Origin of the sequence: Paraburkholderia sp. SECH4, from assembly GCF_030511745.1 — a bacterium.
Lineage (GTDB): Bacteria > Pseudomonadota > Gammaproteobacteria > Burkholderiales > Burkholderiaceae > Paraburkholderia > Paraburkholderia madseniana.
On record NZ_JALOCP010000039.1, the window covers coordinates 1 to 17236 of the forward strand.

Genomic DNA, 17236 nt, shown 5'->3' on the forward strand with positions numbered 1-17236 from the left:
CCGCACAGGGGCAACGCTAATAGACCACTAGCAATTCAAGGAAAGGCCAAAGCCCTAAGAACACTGACAACAAGCGCCGCAAAAGGCAAAAAACCCGAAAACCTTCAAACAACCCCCTCCGCCGCAGGCGCCCCTAGCGCATTACGAATAGCATTAGCCAGCTCAGCGGCTGCAAACTTAGCCACATACCCATTCGCCCCAGCATTCTTCACATGCGCCTCATTCGCCGCACCGGTCAAAGAAGAATGAATAATCACCGGAATATCCCGAGTCCGCTCATCAGCCTTGATCTGACGGGTCAACATGAACCCGTCCATCTCCGGCATCTCGAGATCGGTCAACACCAGCGCGATACTGTCCTTCACCCGCGTACCATTAGCCTGCGCTTCACGCGCGACCTGCTGCAACGTATTCCATGCCTCCTCGCCAGTCTTGGTCATCACGTAGTCCGCGCCGATCGCGCTCAACGCCTGCTCGATCAGCTTGCGCGCAAAACCGGAATCGTCAGCGGCGAGAATCTTCGCGCCGGGGCGGATGCCAAGCGCCTCACCCACAGAGGTCGGGTCGACGCTCGGATGCTGTGACGGAAACACGTCGCGCAACACCTGCTCTACGTCGATTACCTGCGCGAGCCGCGAATCGCCCGTGTTGCCGTCGATACGTGCAATGCTCGTCACCAGATTGCCACCGGCCGCGCCTTCAGCGGAAAGCACCTGGTTCCACTCAAGCCGCACGATGTCGTCCACTTCCTCGACTGCAAAAGCCTGCGTCGAACGCGCGAATTCCGTCACCAGCAAAATGTTCAAGCCGCGCGTCGGCTCGCAGCCCATCAGGCGCGGCAAGTCGATCACGGGAATAATCTGGCCGCGAATGTCCACCGCGCCCATCACGAACGGCGAAGAACCCGCAATCGGCGTCACCGGCGGCATCGTCGAGATTTCACGCACCTTGAAGACGTTGATGCCGTAGAGCTCATGCGCGTCGCTGCCGGGAACCGAACCCAGCCGATACAGCAACAACTCGAATTTATTGGAACTCGTCAGATTGCTGCGTTCGTCGTTCGCGCGGTGATCTACTGCCATCGAATCTCTCCAGGGATTGCGGTGCGAGTGGTGCGCCATGCATACCGTTCGTTCGGCCCCGGCGCGTGCCCTACCTTTCTGTTATCGGCGCAGCAGCAGGAAAGTTCAGTGAATTCAGGCGGTTTGCCGATGCTTTCTGGTTAACCCCCGCCGCTATTCAGGGCAGGAAGAGGCCGGCGGCTCTACAGCAAAAGCAGGAAATTCGTATGAAGGTTACCTAACGTTACAGAAGCGACAGCATGGTTTCACATGCTGGGTGATGCGCCTCCTAGAATGCACAACGATAAGAGCGCGGCGCCGTTAGCCAGTCGCAAGCGACTTGCAAGGTATCAATGCAATCGCGCGCAATGGCCAAGGCGCACTCGCATCGCCGTCGTTTCGCTTCCACTCCAAGGAGAACGTATGATCCGCTTGCCTCTCGCCGCCATCACCAGTGCCTGCATGGCCAGCCTTATGGTCGTCGCTACAGCGGCCAGTGCTCAAACCGCGGCCGCGCCGGATGCCGTTCGCATTCATGCCGCCGACCAGGCCTTCATCACCGACGCCACCAAGGCTGTCTCCACGCAACGCGATGCCGCACGCATCGCCACTTCGCGCTCCACCGACCGGGATGTGAAGGCATTCGCAGAACGCGTGTCGAACGACAACGCGAAAATCTCCGACGCGCTGCGCGCCGCCAGCCCGCGTGGCGTCGACGTGCCGAAGAACGATCCGGACCCGGCGGTGCTCGCGAGCATCAATAACCTGCGCGGCGCCGACTTCGACAAGACCTACATCGAGCAGGTCGCACTCGCCGGCGAACAGAAAGCGCTGTCGGCCTTCCAGGCGGAAATCGCTTCGGGCCGCGACGAACAATTGAAGGACGCAGCGAAAAAGGCGCTGCCGACCATCCAGGAGCACTACGCGATGGCTCAGGAACTCGCCAAGCGTAAGCATCTGACTGCGCAGTAAGCCGGACACTAGACACACCCGGCACAGTCCACGCATCAAGGCGCGCGTCACGTTGCGGCGTGACGCGCGCCACCAGGCGGCATAGAAAAACGCCTCAAAAGGACGCTTAAAAACACGTCTAAAAAAGACGCCTGAAAAACCGCCTCCAAAATAGCCTCCAAAACCAGCAGCCCTCCCTCTCGCTCGCGCGCATCCAAGGCCGCTTGCACACAGCAGTCCAAACGCGTTCTTTTCGGCGATAATCGGCTTCGTTCTTTCAGGCCTGACCCGCGTGGCTTCCGCCGCGACTCAGGAAGCTTGCAAGCGGTTTCCCGATTCCACACGCATTCCATCAAAGCTCACCTCATGAGCAAGCCTGCCAATCTCCCGCAACAGTTGGACCATATGCTTCGCCAAGCCGTCGCGCTTCAGCAGAACGGCGCATTCGCCGAGGCCGAAGAACTCTACCGTGAGATTCTCGAACTGAAGCCACGCCATTTCGAGGCGCTGCAATTGTTGGGCTCGCTCGCGCTGCAGGCGGGTCGTGTCGAGGAGGGCATCGAGTTCCTCAGCAAGGCGCTCGCCATCAATGCCAAACAGGCGCCCGTCCATTCGAATCTCGCCTATGCGCTCAATGCCTTGCAACGTTTCGACGAAGCACTCGTGAGCGCCAATCGCGCGATCGCATTGCAATCGAAATTCCCGGACGCACTGAACAATCGCGGCAACGCGCAAGCCGGCCTGAACTTGCCGCTCGAAGCGCTCAGCAGCTTTGACCGCGCAATTGCCTTGATGCCGGATTTCGCGCAAGCCTGGAACAATCGCGCCTGTGTGCTGCGCGATCTGGGCCGTCCCGCCGATGCTCTCGCAAGCTGCGATCACGCGCTCGCATTGCAGCCGACCTACCCCGACGCGTGGAGCAATCGCGGTAATGCGCTCAGCGATCTGAATCAGGCGGACGAGGCGCGGCAAAGCTATCAGCGCGCGCTCGAACTTGCACCTGCATTTGCCGATGCATGGAACAACCTTGGACTGACCCAGGTCGATCTCGGTGAGCACGCGCAAGCGTTGCAGAGCTACGAACGCGCACTGGCCGTCAATCCCGTCGCTGCCGAGACGCATTGGAACCAGTCGTTGTGTCTGCTGCAACTGGGGCAGCTAGAAGCGGGATGGAAGGAATACGAATGGCGCTGGGAGCGTAGCCGGATCAAAGCAGGCAGGCGCACCTTTGCGCAACCGCTTTGGATGGGCGATTTTTCGATCGACGGTAAAACGATTCTGCTTCACGCCGAGCAGGGTCTCGGCGACACGCTGCAGTTTTGCCGGTATGCCGGGATGGTGTCGAAGCTCGGCGCGAAAGTCGTGCTGGAAGTGCCGGGTGAGTTGATACGGCTAATGTCCACGCTCGACGGAGTGGATCAATTGATCGACGCGGGCGAGGCACTACCGCCGTTCGATTGTCACTGCCCATTGCTGAGTCTGCCGCTCGCGTTCAGGACCGATCTCGCGAGCATTCCGTCAAAGACGCCTTATCTGTTCGCCGACCCGCAAGCAACGCGTGAATGGCACGAACGTATCGCTGCACAAGCAGAAGGGCGCCTGAAAGTCGGACTCGTGTGGGCTGGCGGAAACCGGCCGCATGTCGCCGAACTCCGCAAGAACGACGCGCGCCGTTCGATTACGTTCGAGCGGCTCGCACCGATTCTTGATGTGCCGAACGTGCAGTTCTTCAGTCTGCAAAAGGGACCGTCTGCGCTTCAGTTGCCGCGCAACGATTCACACCCTAACGTCATTGACTACACTGAAGAGCTCGAGGACTTCGCTGACACGGCCGCGCTGGTGGCGAACCTCGACCTGGTGATATCGGTGGACACCTCAACCGCGCATCTGGCCGGTGCGCTGGACAAACCGGTATGGATTCTGAACCGCTTCGACACCTGCTGGCGCTGGATGCTGGAGCGCACCGATACACCGTGGTATGCGCAAGCGAGATTGTTCCGGCAGCCGGCATTGGGCGATTGGGACAGCGTGATTCGAAGCGCGCGTGACGCGTTGGCCGGGTTCGGCGGCACGTTTGCCGAGACGCGCGTAGACTGAACGTCCGTTTATCGACGGCTAGGTCACGGAGAATCATCAATGGAATACAGACATCTGGGTGCATCTGGTTTCAAGGTGCCGGTACTGAGTTTCGGCACGGGCACATTCGGCGGCAAGGGCGAATTTTTCCAGGCGTGGGGCGCCACCGACGTCGCCGAAGCGCGTCGCTTGCTCGACATCTGTTTCGATGCGGGCATCACGATGTTCGACAGTGCCGACATCTATTCGAGCGGCGCTTCCGAGTCGGTGCTCGGCGAAGCGCTCAAGGGCAAGCGCGACAAAGCGATCATTTCGACCAAAGCGACTTTCCGTTTCGACGACGGTCCGAACAATGTCGGCTCATCGCGCTTTCATCTGATTCAGGCGGTGGACGCAGCGCTCAAACGTCTGCAAACCGATTACATCGATCTGTTCCAGTTGCACGGTTTCGACGCGAAGACGCCTATCGCCGAAGTCATGTCGACGCTCGACGATCTCGTGCGCGCCGGCAAGATCCGCTACACAGGCGTGTCGAATTTTTCCGGCTGGCATCTGATGAAATCGCAGGACACCGCGGATCGTTACGGCTATCCGCGCTATGTCGCGAATCAGACTTACTACTCGCTGATCGGTCGCGATTACGAATGGGAGCTGATGCCGCTCGGCGTCGATCAAGGCGTGGGTGCGGTGGTGTGGAGTCCGCTCGGTTGGGGACGTCTCACCGGCAAGATCAAGCGCGGTCAGCCGTTGCCGGAAACGAGCCGTCTGCACAAAACCTCTGACATGGGGCCGCCGGTGCCGGACGAGTACCTGTTCCGCGTGCTCGATGCAATCGACGAGGTTGCGGCCGAAACCGGCAAGACCGTGCCGCAAATCGCGCTGAACTGGCTGCTGCAGCGGCCTACTGTATCGACGGTGCTGATCGGCGCGCGCAACGAAGAGCAGTTGCGGCAGAACCTGGGCGCAGTGGGTTGGAATTTGACGCCCGAACAGGTGGCGAAACTCGACGCTGCCAGCGCTGTACGTCCCGCGTATCCGTACTGGCATCAGGAAGGATTTACGGAGCGTAATCCGAAGGCGGTTTAAGCACGCTTCTGTGGCTTTGTCACGGCGTAACCACGCGCTCCGGCTCGACGGCTATTTAATGAGTTCTGCCGGAGCGGCGAACAGTTCGCTGTAATAGCGGCGACTGAGGTTGTTGTCGCGCATCGCAAGCGTCGCTCGCCGATCTGATCCATCACGCCGTCATAACGTGCATACTCAGCGGGGCGTTCGGTATCGGCTGGTTTGCCGGCGCTAGGGAAGTGGGCGGTGCCGCGAGTGAACGCGCCCGGCACCACGATCGAGGTTTCGATACCGAAGCGCGCGATTTCGTCGGCGAGGGTGACGGCCAAAGAATCCATCGCCGCCTTGGCCGCACCGTAAGGGCCGAGGAAGGGAGGAAAACCGCCCTTGGTCGTCGTGCTGCTGATCCACAACATCAAGCCCGCTTCCTGCTGGCGCAGATACGGCAGCACCGCACGGTTCACGCGCTGCGCGCCGAACAGGTTGGTGTCGAACACCTTCACCATTTCTTCGGGTGTGAACGCTTCGCTCGGGCCGACCACCAGATGTCCCGCGTTCTGCATCACCACGTCGAGCCGTCCTTGCTCTCGGACGATCGTCGCGGCGGCGGCATCGGCGGATTCTTGCGACAACACGTCGAGTTCGAGCGGATGCAACTGGATGTCCTTCGCTTGGGCGAGCGCCCGCATTTCGTCGGCGCGCGGCTTGTTACGTCCTTCGACATCGCGCATCGTCGCGTAGACGATATGGCCGGCTTCGGCCAAGGATTGTGCGGTGAGCTTGCCGATGCCCGTACCCGCGCCCGTCACCAGAATGACGTTCTTCTGCATTTTTCTTCTCCGATTCGATGAAAGTGATGCGACGTAAAGGTGCTGTCAGAGAGGCGCTTTACGTGTTTTCAAGCTGGATTAAGTGGGTTAGGCCACGCCGCCGTTGGCGCGCAGGATCTGGCCATTGACCCAGCCTGCATCCGGACCGGCGAGGAAGGACACGACCGAGGCGATGTCGTCCGGCTGGCCGAGGCGTTGCAGCGGCGGCATCTTCGCGAAGGTCTGGATCTGTTCTTCGGTCTTGCCGTCGAGGAACAGCGAGGTCGCGATCGGGCCTGGCGCCACCGCGTTGACGGTGATGTTGCGGCCGCGCAGTTCCTTGGCGAACACATGCGTGAAGGCTTCGACGGCGGCCTTGGTGCCGTTGTAGATCGCGTAGCCCGGCATGTTCAGCGCCAGTGTCGTGCTCGAGAAGTTGACGATGCGTCCGCCGTTGTTCATCCGTGCTGCCGCTTCGCGCAGCGTGTTGAAGGTGCCGCGCACGTTGATGTCGAAGGTCTGGTCGTACAGCGCGTCGCTGGTGTCGGCGAGCGGCACTGTCTTCAGCACGCCGGCGTTGTTGACCAGCACGTCCACTTTGCCGAGTTGCTGTTCGGTGGTTTCGAACATGCGACGCACGTCGTCGGCGTTCGACACATCGGCCTTCACTGCGATGGCCTTGGTGCCTGCCGCCGTGAGTTCCGCGACCAGCGCATCGGCTTCCGACGAGCTCGATGCATAGTTGACGGCAACCGCAAAGCCGTCCTTGGCGAGGCGTTGTGCAACCGCTGCGCCGATGCCACGGGATGCGCCGGTAACGATGGCGACTTGGGCGTTCTTGATCGTGTTCATGATTCGGTTCCTTCTGTGTGGTGAGTTGGTGAAACGAATCATGGTCGCTTTCGTAACAGAGATAATCGGGTTAAAATTGCGATAATCATTCCATTTACTTCAATAATTGACCGATGAGCGGCCGGATCGCCGGCCCGGCACAAAGGCATCAACCATGGATCGTTTCGAGGAAATGCGGGTGTTCATCCGGATCGCCGAGCGGCAAAGCTTTACGCGCGCGTCGGACGATCTGCAGATTCCGCGCGCCACCGTCACCAACCTGATGAAGCGCATGGAGCAGCGGCTCGGCGCGCGGCTTCTCGAACGCACCACGCGCTCGGTCCGCCTCACGCATGACGGCGAGGCGTACTACCGGCGCTGCGTGCGGCTGATTGCCGATATGGAGGAGGCGGAGGGCTCGTTTTCCAACATCGCGCCGAAGGGCCTATTGCGCGTGAATCTGCAGGGCACCTTGGCCCGGCACTTCGTCGTGCCGGCGCTGCCGGCGTTTCTCGCGCGGTTTCCCGACATTGAGTTGACGATCGGCGAGGACGACCGGCTGGTCGATCTGGTGCGGGAGGGGATCGATTGCGTGTTGCGGGCGGGCAATCTGCAGGATTCGTCGATGGTGGGGCGGCGCGTGGCGCAGTTACCGCAAGTGACAGTGGCGAGCCCGACTTATCTGGAGGCGTATGGCGAGCCGGCCGATCCGGCGGCTTTGTCTACGCATCGGGCGGTCAATTATCTGTCCAGCGCGACCGGCAAGCCGGTGCCGCTCGAATTCAGAATCGACGGCCGGGATACCGCCACGTACCTGCCGTCGACGGTATCGGTGACCGGCGCCGATCTCTACACAGGCTCGGCGGTGGCCGGGCTCGGCATCGTGCAAGTGCCGCAATACCGTGTGGCGAGTGAACTGGCGTCGGGTCGGCTGAAGATCATTCTCGCGGACTTTCCGCCGCCGCCGATGCCGGTTTCGGTGCTGTATCCGCAGAATCGCCAGTTGTCGTCGCGGGTGCGGGTGTTTGCGCAATGGTTGCGCGATATTTTCGAGGCGGCGGGGGCGCAGACGGGTGCACCGTAAACGTGTGAGTTCAGCGCGTGCGCGCGGCGATTGGCATATGGTCCGAGCAGTCCGTGCTTTTGCGTAAGCCGCGCTGCGTATCGTGGGATCATACGGGCTGTGCTGGGCGATATTGCTTTTTGCACGGTACGGAAAAACAGGAGCAGGACGATGATCGATGGACTGGTGGGCGGGCGCTTATACGGCGAGGCGCAGATCCGCACGGGGCAGAATGGTAAGCGCTTTGTGACCTGCAAGGTCCGGGCGACCACCAATGACGGCGATACGATTTTCGTCAACGTGATTGCGTTTGATGATGATGTGCAGACGGCGTTGCTTGCTCTGTCTGACGCAGATAGTGTCGCGTTGAGTGGCGCGTTGACGCCGAAGGTTTGGACTGACAAGAATGGGTTGATTAAGCCTGCTGTGGATATGGTTGCGCATAAGGTGCTTGTGGGGTATTTGCGGGAAGGGTAATGGTTTTTTGTTGCCTTCGCGGCGCTTTTTGTCTGTGTTCTTGGGGTGTTGGCCTTTCCTTGCATTGTTAGTGGTCTATTAGCGTTGCCCCTGTGCGGGGCGGCACCTACTTCTCTTTGCCGGCTGCAAAGAGAAGTAGGCAAGAGAAAGCAGCTCAAACCGCTACTGCTAAGCGGGCACCGTGGTCTGCTACGGGTAGTGGTGCATCTGGAATCTGGGTTCGTGCACCTGCAGGCGCCAGTGACAAGGGTGTCATACTTCCGGCGGCGCTGCGCGCGCCGAAGAGTACTTCTTAAAACCACCCGTTACGTTTTCGCGCTCCCGCCTCATTCGGCGTGGTGGCTCGGCGTGTATCGCCTCGATTGCTCTCGGCACTTCAGTGTTTTATTCGAAGTGCGAAATTCGAACTCGTGCTCGTTCGACCTAGCGATAAGTCGGAGGTCGAGAAACAATACTTCGAATATCCGGCGGTAATCTCGCATTCATCGCTTCGCCGAGACGAAGCCGATGGACCCCGCTGCGCCAACCGAAGCCGCTGGTTTCCCATGCAGACCCGTCCGCGACGCACGTAGTGCGGAGTGGGAGCTGATGAGTCCTTTGTCACTAACGCGGAACGTGGGAGAGCACGGATTCCAGATGCACCACTACCCGCAGCAGACCACGGGCCCCACTTAGCATTAGCGGTTTGAGCTGCTTTCTCTTGCCTACTTCTCTTTGCAGCCGGCAAAGAGAAGTAGGTGCTGCCCCGCACAGGGGCAACGCTAATAGACCACTAACAATACAAGGAAAGGCCAAAGCCCTAAGAACACTGACAACAAGCGCCGCGCAGGCAACTGAGTTCCATATGCCCCGAACAAGAGCAACACCAATCAGCCCATTACAAAACGCGGACACGCGTCACCCCAGGAAAACCTTCAGTAAGCACTCAGCCAGGCATAAACCCGCTATTTCGCGATTAACAACATCCTGAATCCCCGAAAGCATCCTAATATCAAGGCGAACTGAAAAAACGACAGGGGAAAGCCATCATGTATCGTCATCGTTCGCTGGGTGTGGTGACGGGCGCGTCGCCGCTCGCAAGCGTCGACGTGTTGAGCAGGATGACCGCGGCCTGGCGCCGGCCCGGCGCGGCCAAGCCGTTCGACTTCGTCCTCGAGCAGCATTCGTGGCAAGGACCGGCGACGCCAGGCGCCGCGAGCGCGCCATTCAAGATCCACGTGTTCGACACGATTCGCGCCTTCGAGAAACGCGGTGTCGACGCGATCGTCCTGCCGTGCTTCCTCAGCCACACCTTCATCGACGAACTCTCGGCGAACGTGGCGCCGCCGATCGCCAACATCATGGCTGCGCTCTCAGCGCACGTGCGACAGGCTTTCCCATCGGTCCGCCGTATCGGCGTGCTGACTTCCGGCACGATCCGCCGCCACGGCCTTTTCGAACGCTATTTCGACAATGCGCGGTTCGACGTGCTGCATCCACGTGACGAAGCGGGCGTCGATTGCGTAACGAGCGCCGTGTACGGCGACCAGGGCATCAAATGCGGGCATCTGTACGGCCGGCCAGTCGAGTTGTTGCGCGCCGCTTGCGCGGACCTCATTGCGCAAGGCGCGGAGATCATCGTACCCGGACTCGCCGAAATCCCCCTGGTGGCGCGCGCACTCGGCACGCTGGAAGTGCCGTTCGTCGATACCAATCTCGTCTACGCGCGCTACGTCGCAGCGGCGCAATATGCGCAGCCGGAGCGGCGTTTCAAGGTGGGCGTGCTGGGCGGCGTCGGCCCGGCGGCGACTGTCGATTTCATGGCGAAACTGGTGAGCAACACGCCCGCTGCCCGCGATCAGGACCACATCAAGGTAATGGTCGAGCAGAATCCGCAGATTCCGGATCGCACTGAAGCGCTGCTCGGCAACGGCGACGATCCGACGCTCGCGCTCTATGCCGCATGCAAGACGCTCGAAGAGGGCGGCGCCGATCTCATCGCGATTCCGTGCAATACGGCGCATGCGTTCGTCGATCGGATTCAGCCGGCATTGACCATTCCGATCGTCAATATGCTGACCTGTACCGCCGATTATCTGCGCGAGGCTTTCCCGAGCCTGCGCGAAGTCGGTGTGCTGGCCACCTCGGGCACGCTGGCGAGCCGGGTCTACGAGAAGGCGCTCGAAGCATGCGGCTTCGTGCAGATCGCGCCAGCCGCGACCGCGCAGGCCCGGCTCATGAACGCGATTTATGGGCCGAGTGGCGCCAAGGCGGGCTACACGTCGGGCGAGTGCTGTGACGACCTCGCCGCTGCGGTGGATGATCTGGTCGCGCAAGGCGTGCAGGTCATCGTGCTGGGCTGCACCGAGTTGCCGCTGCTGCTGCGCGGTTCGACGCTGAAGCGGCCGGACGGGTTGGTGGTGCAGCTTGTCGATCCGACCGAGGTGCTGGCAAAACGCTGCGTGGCTTACGCGCTGGGCGGAAGCGGAGTGGTGCAGGCCGCTTCGGAACCGGTGGAGCCGGTGATGGGCCGGTTTAACGTGGAAAGCGTCTTCGGCTAGGGTCGGGCAGACCCGGCTGGTTCCGGCTTGCGCGCGGCCCCGTGCCGCGCCGCGCTGCGCCGGAAAACCTTGTATTTCCCTCCCGCCGCCGCCATCCCTGGCCCGAGGCGCTGCGAACGCGCAGTCGTGCCGTGTCATGGAAAACTGTATAAATATACAGTATAGTATCCCCCTGCAACCCGGCCTTTGGCGTGTCATTCCGCCAGCCTGGTATCCCGAACTTGCGCGGTCGCGAGGCGTCCGTGAGAGGTGGTCCACTCATTCAGACGGTCGGAAAAATTGGCATCTAACGGAATTATCCGCATTCGCGGCGCGCGCCAGCACAACCTGAAGAACGTCGATCTCGATGTACGAACCGGCGAAATGACAGTCGTCACCGGGCCGTCCGGCTCCGGCAAATCGAGCCTCGTGTTCGACACGTTGTACGCGGAAGGGCAGCGGCGCTACGTCGAAACCTTCAGCGCCTACGCCCGGCAGTTTCTCGATCGCATGGACCGGCCGCAAGTCGACCGGGTCGACGGCGTACCGCCCGCCATCGCGATCGACCAGACCAACCCGGTGCGCAGTTCGCGCTCCACCGTCGGCACCATGACGGAACTCAACGATCACCTGAAGCTGCTGTACGCGCGCGCGGCCGAACTGTTCGATCGCAAGACCGCGCAGCAGGTGCGCCACGACACGCCCGAAACGATCTACGCCGAACTGCTCGAGCGCACCGCGGAGCATGATCCGCGGCTGGTCGTCACGTTCCCGGTCGAGTTGCCGGAGACAGCGTCCGAGCAGGAAGTGGAGCAATGGCTCTCCGCGAGCGGTTATACGCGTGTGCAGGCGCAGCGCGAAGTCGACTCACCCACCGGCAGGCGCAAGCTGCTCGACGTGGTGGCTGACCGCTTCCGTTTGAGCTCGGTCGACAAGCAACGGGTGGTCGAAGCGATCGAGGCATCGCTCAAGCGCGGCGGCGGCCGCGTCAATATTTACGTGCTGCCGGCTGCGCCAGAGGCACTGGAAGCCAAAGAAGCCGAGCCGCAAATCTGGCGCTTCTCTACCGGGCTGCACAGCCCCGAGAGCGACCTTCGTTACGCGGATCCGCAGCCGGCGCTGTTCTCGTTCAACTCGGCGTACGGCGCGTGCGAAGTCTGCCGCGGTTTCGGCCGCGTGATCGGCGTCGACCTCGGCCTGGTGATTCCCGACGCGCGCAAGACGCTGCGCGACGGCGCGATCAAGCCGATGCAAACGCCGGCCTGGAAAGAGTGCCAGGACGACCTGATGCGCTACGCGGCGAAAGCCGATATCCGCCGCGGCACGCCTTGGGGCGAGTTGACGGACGCCGAGCGCGACTGGGTCATCAACGGCTCGCCGGACTGGAACGGCAAGTGGCAAAGCCATTGGTACGGCGTCAAACGCTTCTTTGAGTATCTCGAATCGAAAGCGTACAAGATGCACATCCGCGTATTGCTGTCGAAGTACCGCAGCTATACGCCGTGCGAGACCTGTGGCGGCGCGCGTCTGAAAACGGAATCGCTGTTGTGGCGCCTCGGCAGCAAGCAGAATGCGGACGAGGTGCTGGCGGCCGAAAAGCGCTTCATGCCGCGTGGCGTCGAGTGGAAGCGTGCACAACTCGAAGCCTTGCCGGGTCTGACCGTGCACGATCTGATGCTGATGCCGATCGAGCGCATCCGGCGTTTCTTCGACGAGATCAGCCTGCCTAGCGCCTTGCTCGACGACGCACTCAAGCTGTTGCTCGCCGAAGTACGCACGCGCCTCAAATATCTGTGCGACGTCGGCCTTGGGTATCTGACGCTCGACCGGCAAAGCCGCACGCTGTCCGGCGGCGAGGTGCAGCGGATCAACCTGACCACGGCGCTCGGCACGTCGCTGACCAAAACGCTGTTCGTGCTCGACGAGCCGAGCATCGGCCTGCATCCGCGCGATCTTAACCGGATCGTCGAGGCGATGCATCGGCTGCGCGATGCGGGCAATACGCTGGTGGTGGTCGAACACGATCCCTCGGTGATGCTCGCGGCGGATCGGCTGATCGACATGGGTCCGGGGCCAGGCGAACGGGGCGGTTCGATTATTTACGACGGCGCGCCTGAGGCAATCCGTTCGTCTGGCACGCTGACCGGCGAGTACCTGGGTGGTCGCCGGCATGTGGCGGACGCGGCGCACTGGTCGCAACGTCCGGTGGATGACCGCACGCCGCGCATCGTGCTAGAAGGCGCAACCGAACATAATCTGCGCGACGTCACGGTCGAAATTCCGCTGCAGCGGCTCGTCTGCGTGACGGGTGTGTCGGGTTCCGGCAAGTCCACCTTGCTGCAGGACGTCTTGTATCCGGCCATGGCGCGGCATTTCGGTCTCGCCACCGAATCGCCCGGCTCATTCAGGAGCCTGAGCGGCGCCGACCAGGTCACCGACGTGGTATTTGTCGACCAGTCGCCGATTGGCAAGACCGCGCGCTCGAATCCGGCCAGCTATGTCGGTGCTTTCGACGAAATCCGCAAGCTCTTCGCCAAGGCGCCGCTCGCGCAGCAACGCGGTTACGGCCCCGGCATGTTCAGCTTCAACTCCGGCGACGGGCGCTGCCCGACCTGCGGCGGCTCGGGCTTCGAGCATATCGAAATGCAATTCCTGAGCGACGTCTATCTGCGCTGCCCAGATTGCGATGGGCGCCGTTATCGCGCGGAGCTGCTCGAAGTGAAAATCGAGCGCGGCGAACCGGCGCGTGCGTTGAGCATTGCCGACGTACTGGAGTTGACGGTGAGCGAAGCCACCGCCTACTTCGCCAAGGATGCCGAAGTATTGCGTGTGCTGCAGCCGATCGTCGACGTGGGTCTCGAATACGTGAAGCTTGGCCAGCCGGTGCCCACGTTATCCGGTGGTGAAGCGCAGCGGCTCAAGCTCGCCGGCTTCCTCGCGGAATCGGCACAGGCGCGCACCGCGCGCAGCGCGAAGCAGCCGGTCGCAAAACGCCTGTTCATGTTCGATGAGCCGACCACCGGCCTGCATTTCGACGATATCGCCAAACTGATGCAGGCATTCGGCAAGCTGCTGGCGAGCGGGCATTCGCTGATCGTGATTGAACACAATCTCGACGTGATCCGTGCTGCCGACTGGCTGATCGACCTCGGTCCCGAAGGCGGCGACGGCGGTGGCAGGGTGCTGTGCGCGGGCACGCCGGAAGACGTCAAACTTTGTCCGGAATCGCATACCGGCGAGGCATTGCTGCAATACGACCGCGCCATGAACGCGGCGGCCGAACCGGAATCGCAGGGTGTGCCGTTGCAAAGGGCGTTGAGCGCGGCGCGTGCGCGGCGGGCGATCGAAGGCGAGGACGTGGTGCGCATCGTCAATGCGCGCGAGCACAATCTGAAATCGCTGGATGTGGATATTCCGCACGGCAAATTCAACGTGATTACCGGCGTATCCGGTTCGGGCAAGTCCACGCTGGCCTTCGACATTCTGTTCCACGAAGGCCAGCGCCGTTACCTCGAATCGCTAAACGCATACGCACGGTCCATCGTGCAGCCGGCCGGTCGGCCCGAGGTCGACGCGGTGTACGGCATTCCGCCCACCGTCGCGATCGAGCAGCGTTTGTCGCGCGGCGGTCGCAAGAGTACCGTGGCGACCACGTCCGAAGTGTGGCACTTCCTGCGTCTGCTGTATGTGAAGCTCGGTCTGCAGCACTGCATCCACGACGGCACGCCGGTCACGTCGCAAAGCGTCGAATCGATTGCGGCGCAATTGCTGCGCGATCACAAAGGGCAGCACGTCGGTTTCCTCGCGCCGCTGGTCGTGAACCGCAAGGGCGTCTATACCGATCTCGCGAAGTGGGCAAAAGCGCGCGGCAATACGCATCTGCGTGTGGACGGCGAGTTCGTGCCGGTGGACCCGTGGCCGAAGCTCGATCGTTTCCGCGAGCACACGATCGAGTTGCCGGTGACCGACCTCGTCGTATCGCCGGATAAGGAAGCGGAACTGCGCCAGGCGCTCGATCAGACGCTGGAAATCGGCAAGGGCGTGATGCATCTGCTGGCGCCGCTCGACGGTTTGCACGACGCGATCAGCGGCGGCCGTCCCACGGCGAAACTCGGCGCGGTGAAGGTACTGTCCACCAAGCGCGCCTGTCCGGTATGCGGCACGAGTTATCCCGAACTCGACCCGCGCATGTTCTCGTACAACAGCAAGCATGGCTGGTGTACGACATGCGTCGGCACGGGCCTCGCACTGACGCGCGAACAACGCGCGGCGTACGACGACACCGTGATCGTCGACGACAACCGCGGCCGCGAGCAGAGCTTGCCTTCCGAGGAGCAGGAACCGGAAGGTCTCGTCGACGAGCCGTGTGCGGATTGCTCCGGCACGCGTCTGAACCCAACTGCACGCGCAGTCACGTTCGGCGAGCAGGCCATCGTCGACGTCGCGCAATGGACGGTGTCCGATACGCGCGCGTGGATCGACTCGCTTGAGATGAGCGGTCGGGACGCGGAAATCGCGCGCGACGTGGTTAGCGAAATCGGCAGCCGCCTGCAATTTCTGGAAGAAGTCGGGCTCGGTTATCTGAGCCTCGATCGCGCGGCACCGAGCCTGTCGGGCGGCGAAGCGCAGCGCATCCGGCTCGCCGCGCAACTGGGCAGCAACCTGCAGGGCGTGTGCTACGTGCTCGACGAACCGACCATCGGCCTGCATCCGCGCGACAACCAGATTCTGCTCAATGCCTTGCGCAAGCTGGGCGAAAAGGGCAATACGTTGGTGGTGGTCGAGCATGACGAGGACACGATTCGGCGTGCCGATCACATCATCGATATCGGGCCGGGCGCGGGCAAGCGCGGCGGCACGCTGGTCGCGCAGGGCAGCGTGGCCGATCTGTCGGCGCAGCCCGATTCGCTGACCGGGCAGTTTCTCGCCAATCCGATCGTGCATCCGCTGCAGCCGCGCCGCGAGGTGGCCGCGCCGACGAAGCGCGCCGCCGCGGTGCCGGAGAACTGGCTGACGGTGCATGGCGGCAAGCTGCACAACCTGCAGAACGTCACCGTCGGCATTCCGCTTTCACGGCTGGTGGCGGTGACGGGCGTGAGCGGTTCGGGCAAATCGACGCTCGCGCGCGACGTGCTGATGGCCAATCTGCTGGATGCGGTGGGGCGCTCGGTGCTGTCGTCGCCGGCCACGCGGCGCGCGCGTGCGGCGGCCGAGACCCAGCCGGCGGCGAACCGGCGCTCAAGCGTATTGGCGCGCACGGCGCCGCGAGCGCCGCTGAACGTCACACATGCCTGGCAAGGGTGCGATGCGATCACCGGCTGGGAAACCATCGACCGTGTGCTCGAAGTCGATCAGACGCCGATCGGCAAAACACCGCGCTCGTGTCCGGCGACCTACATCGGTGTGTGGGATGCGATCCGCAAGCTGTTCGCCGGCACGCTCGAAGCGCGCGCGCGTGGCTACACAGCATCGCGTTTCTCGTTCAACACCGGCGAAGGACGCTGTCCCGCTTGCGAAGGGCAGGGCGTGCGCACCATCGGCATGAGTTTCCTGCCCGACGTGAAGGTGCCGTGCGACGTTTGTCACGGGCAGCGCTTCAATCCAGAGACGCTGGCGGTTACGTGGCGGGGCAAGAATATCGGTGACGTACTGACCATGGAAATCGACGAAGCCGTCGAGTTCTTCGCGCCGATTTCGAACATCGCGCATCCATTGCAATTGATGAAAGATGTCGGGCTCGGCTATCTGACGCTCGGTCAGCCGTCGCCTACCTTGTCGGGCGGCGAAGCGCAGCGTATCAAGCTCGTCACCGAGCTAAGCAAGGTGCGTGACGACATCACGCGTCGTGGTCAGAAGCCGCCGCACACGCTGTATGTGCTGGACGAACCGACTGTCGGCTTGCATATGGCCGACGTCGCGAAGCTGATTCGCGTGCTGCATCGTCTCGCGGATGGTGGTCATAGTGTCGTCGTCATCGAACACGATCTCGACGTGATTGCCGAGGCGGACTGGATCATTGACCTCGGTCCGGAAGGTGGTGTGGGTGGTGGCACGATTGTCGCTGCTACGGATCCCGAAGGATTGTCCCGTGTTGCGGCGAGTCACACCGGTGCGGCCTTGCGTCCCGTGCTCGCGCGTACGCGGAACGACACCGCAGTTGTCGCGAGCGAAGGAACCAACGGTTGAGGCATCGGAGCGGCGCAGTCGGCTTTGCGCCGCTCCGGTTTGTTCGTCCGGTCTGGAGAGCCGCACGTGGCGGGTCACGCTTAAGCCAACCGGCCACTGGCGTTCCATGGACGCGTGTTGTCGAGACGCCCGGCATGCCCGAGTCGGGCATTATCGTCAACGTCGGCTATATGTAATTAATTGAAATGAATTTGTAAT

10 protein-coding genes are annotated in these 17236 nt (G+C 62.0%); 7 read left to right on the forward strand and 3 right to left on the reverse strand.

Features of this window, described 5'->3' with window-relative positions:
- Positions 1-104: 104 nt before the first annotated feature.
- Positions 105-1082 (reverse strand): chemotaxis protein, encoded by a 978-nt coding sequence (locus tag M0D67_RS34245; protein ID WP_154567617.1) that lies wholly within the window; start codon positions 1080-1082, stop codon positions 105-107.
- A gap of 402 nt (positions 1083-1484) precedes the next feature.
- On the opposite strand from M0D67_RS34245, the gene M0D67_RS34250 reads away from it, so the two are divergent.
- The 3 genes from M0D67_RS34250 (at position 1485) to M0D67_RS34260 (ending at position 5174) form a co-directional block, all read left to right on the forward strand.
- Entirely contained in the window at positions 1485-2033 is a 549-nt protein-coding gene (locus tag M0D67_RS34250) for a DUF4142 domain-containing protein (protein WP_266241387.1), read from the forward strand.
- Between the two features lie 345 nt (positions 2034-2378).
- Positions 2379-4109: a tetratricopeptide repeat protein gene (locus tag M0D67_RS34255; RefSeq protein ID WP_154567615.1), complete on the forward strand. Its 1731-nt coding sequence runs from the start codon at positions 2379-2381 to the stop codon at positions 4107-4109.
- A gap of 39 nt (positions 4110-4148) precedes the next feature.
- Entirely contained in the window at positions 4149-5174 is a 1026-nt protein-coding gene (locus tag M0D67_RS34260) for an aldo/keto reductase (RefSeq protein ID WP_154567614.1), read from the forward strand.
- Here M0D67_RS34260 and M0D67_RS34265 read toward each other — a convergent pair.
- Both M0D67_RS34265 and M0D67_RS34270 read right to left on the reverse strand, forming a co-directional pair.
- On the reverse strand, positions 5171-5983 hold the full coding sequence (locus M0D67_RS34265) for an SDR family NAD(P)-dependent oxidoreductase (protein WP_266241390.1): 813 nt from the start codon (positions 5981-5983) through the stop codon (positions 5171-5173). The genes M0D67_RS34260 and M0D67_RS34265 overlap by 4 nt on opposite strands.
- An 87-nt stretch (positions 5984-6070) precedes the next feature.
- Positions 6071-6814 carry an SDR family oxidoreductase gene (locus M0D67_RS34270; protein WP_154567612.1) on the reverse strand — a complete coding sequence of 248 codons (744 nt, stop codon included), beginning with the start codon at positions 6812-6814 and terminating at the stop codon, positions 6071-6073.
- Positions 6815-6968: 154 nt separating this feature from the next.
- Here M0D67_RS34270 and M0D67_RS34275 point away from each other — a divergent pair, with 154 nt between their 5' ends.
- The 4 genes from M0D67_RS34275 (at position 6969) to uvrA (ending at position 17038) form a co-directional block, all read left to right on the forward strand.
- Entirely contained in the window at positions 6969-7877 is a 909-nt protein-coding gene (locus M0D67_RS34275; RefSeq protein WP_154567611.1) for a LysR family transcriptional regulator, read from the forward strand.
- Between the two features lie 150 nt (positions 7878-8027).
- The gene (locus M0D67_RS34280) at positions 8028-8333 is read left to right on the forward strand and encodes a single-stranded DNA-binding protein (protein WP_154567610.1); all 306 of its coding nucleotides are present in this window, start codon (positions 8028-8030) and stop codon (positions 8331-8333) included.
- Between the two features lie 1028 nt (positions 8334-9361).
- Entirely contained in the window at positions 9362-10873 is a 1512-nt protein-coding gene (locus M0D67_RS34285; protein ID WP_154564273.1) for an aspartate/glutamate racemase family protein, read from the forward strand.
- Positions 10874-11152: 279 nt separating this feature from the next.
- Positions 11153-17038 carry an excinuclease ABC subunit UvrA gene (gene uvrA, locus M0D67_RS34290; RefSeq protein ID WP_154564271.1) on the forward strand — a complete coding sequence of 1962 codons (5886 nt, stop codon included), beginning with the start codon at positions 11153-11155 and terminating at the stop codon, positions 17036-17038.
- The last annotated feature ends 198 nt before the right edge of the window (positions 17039-17236 follow it).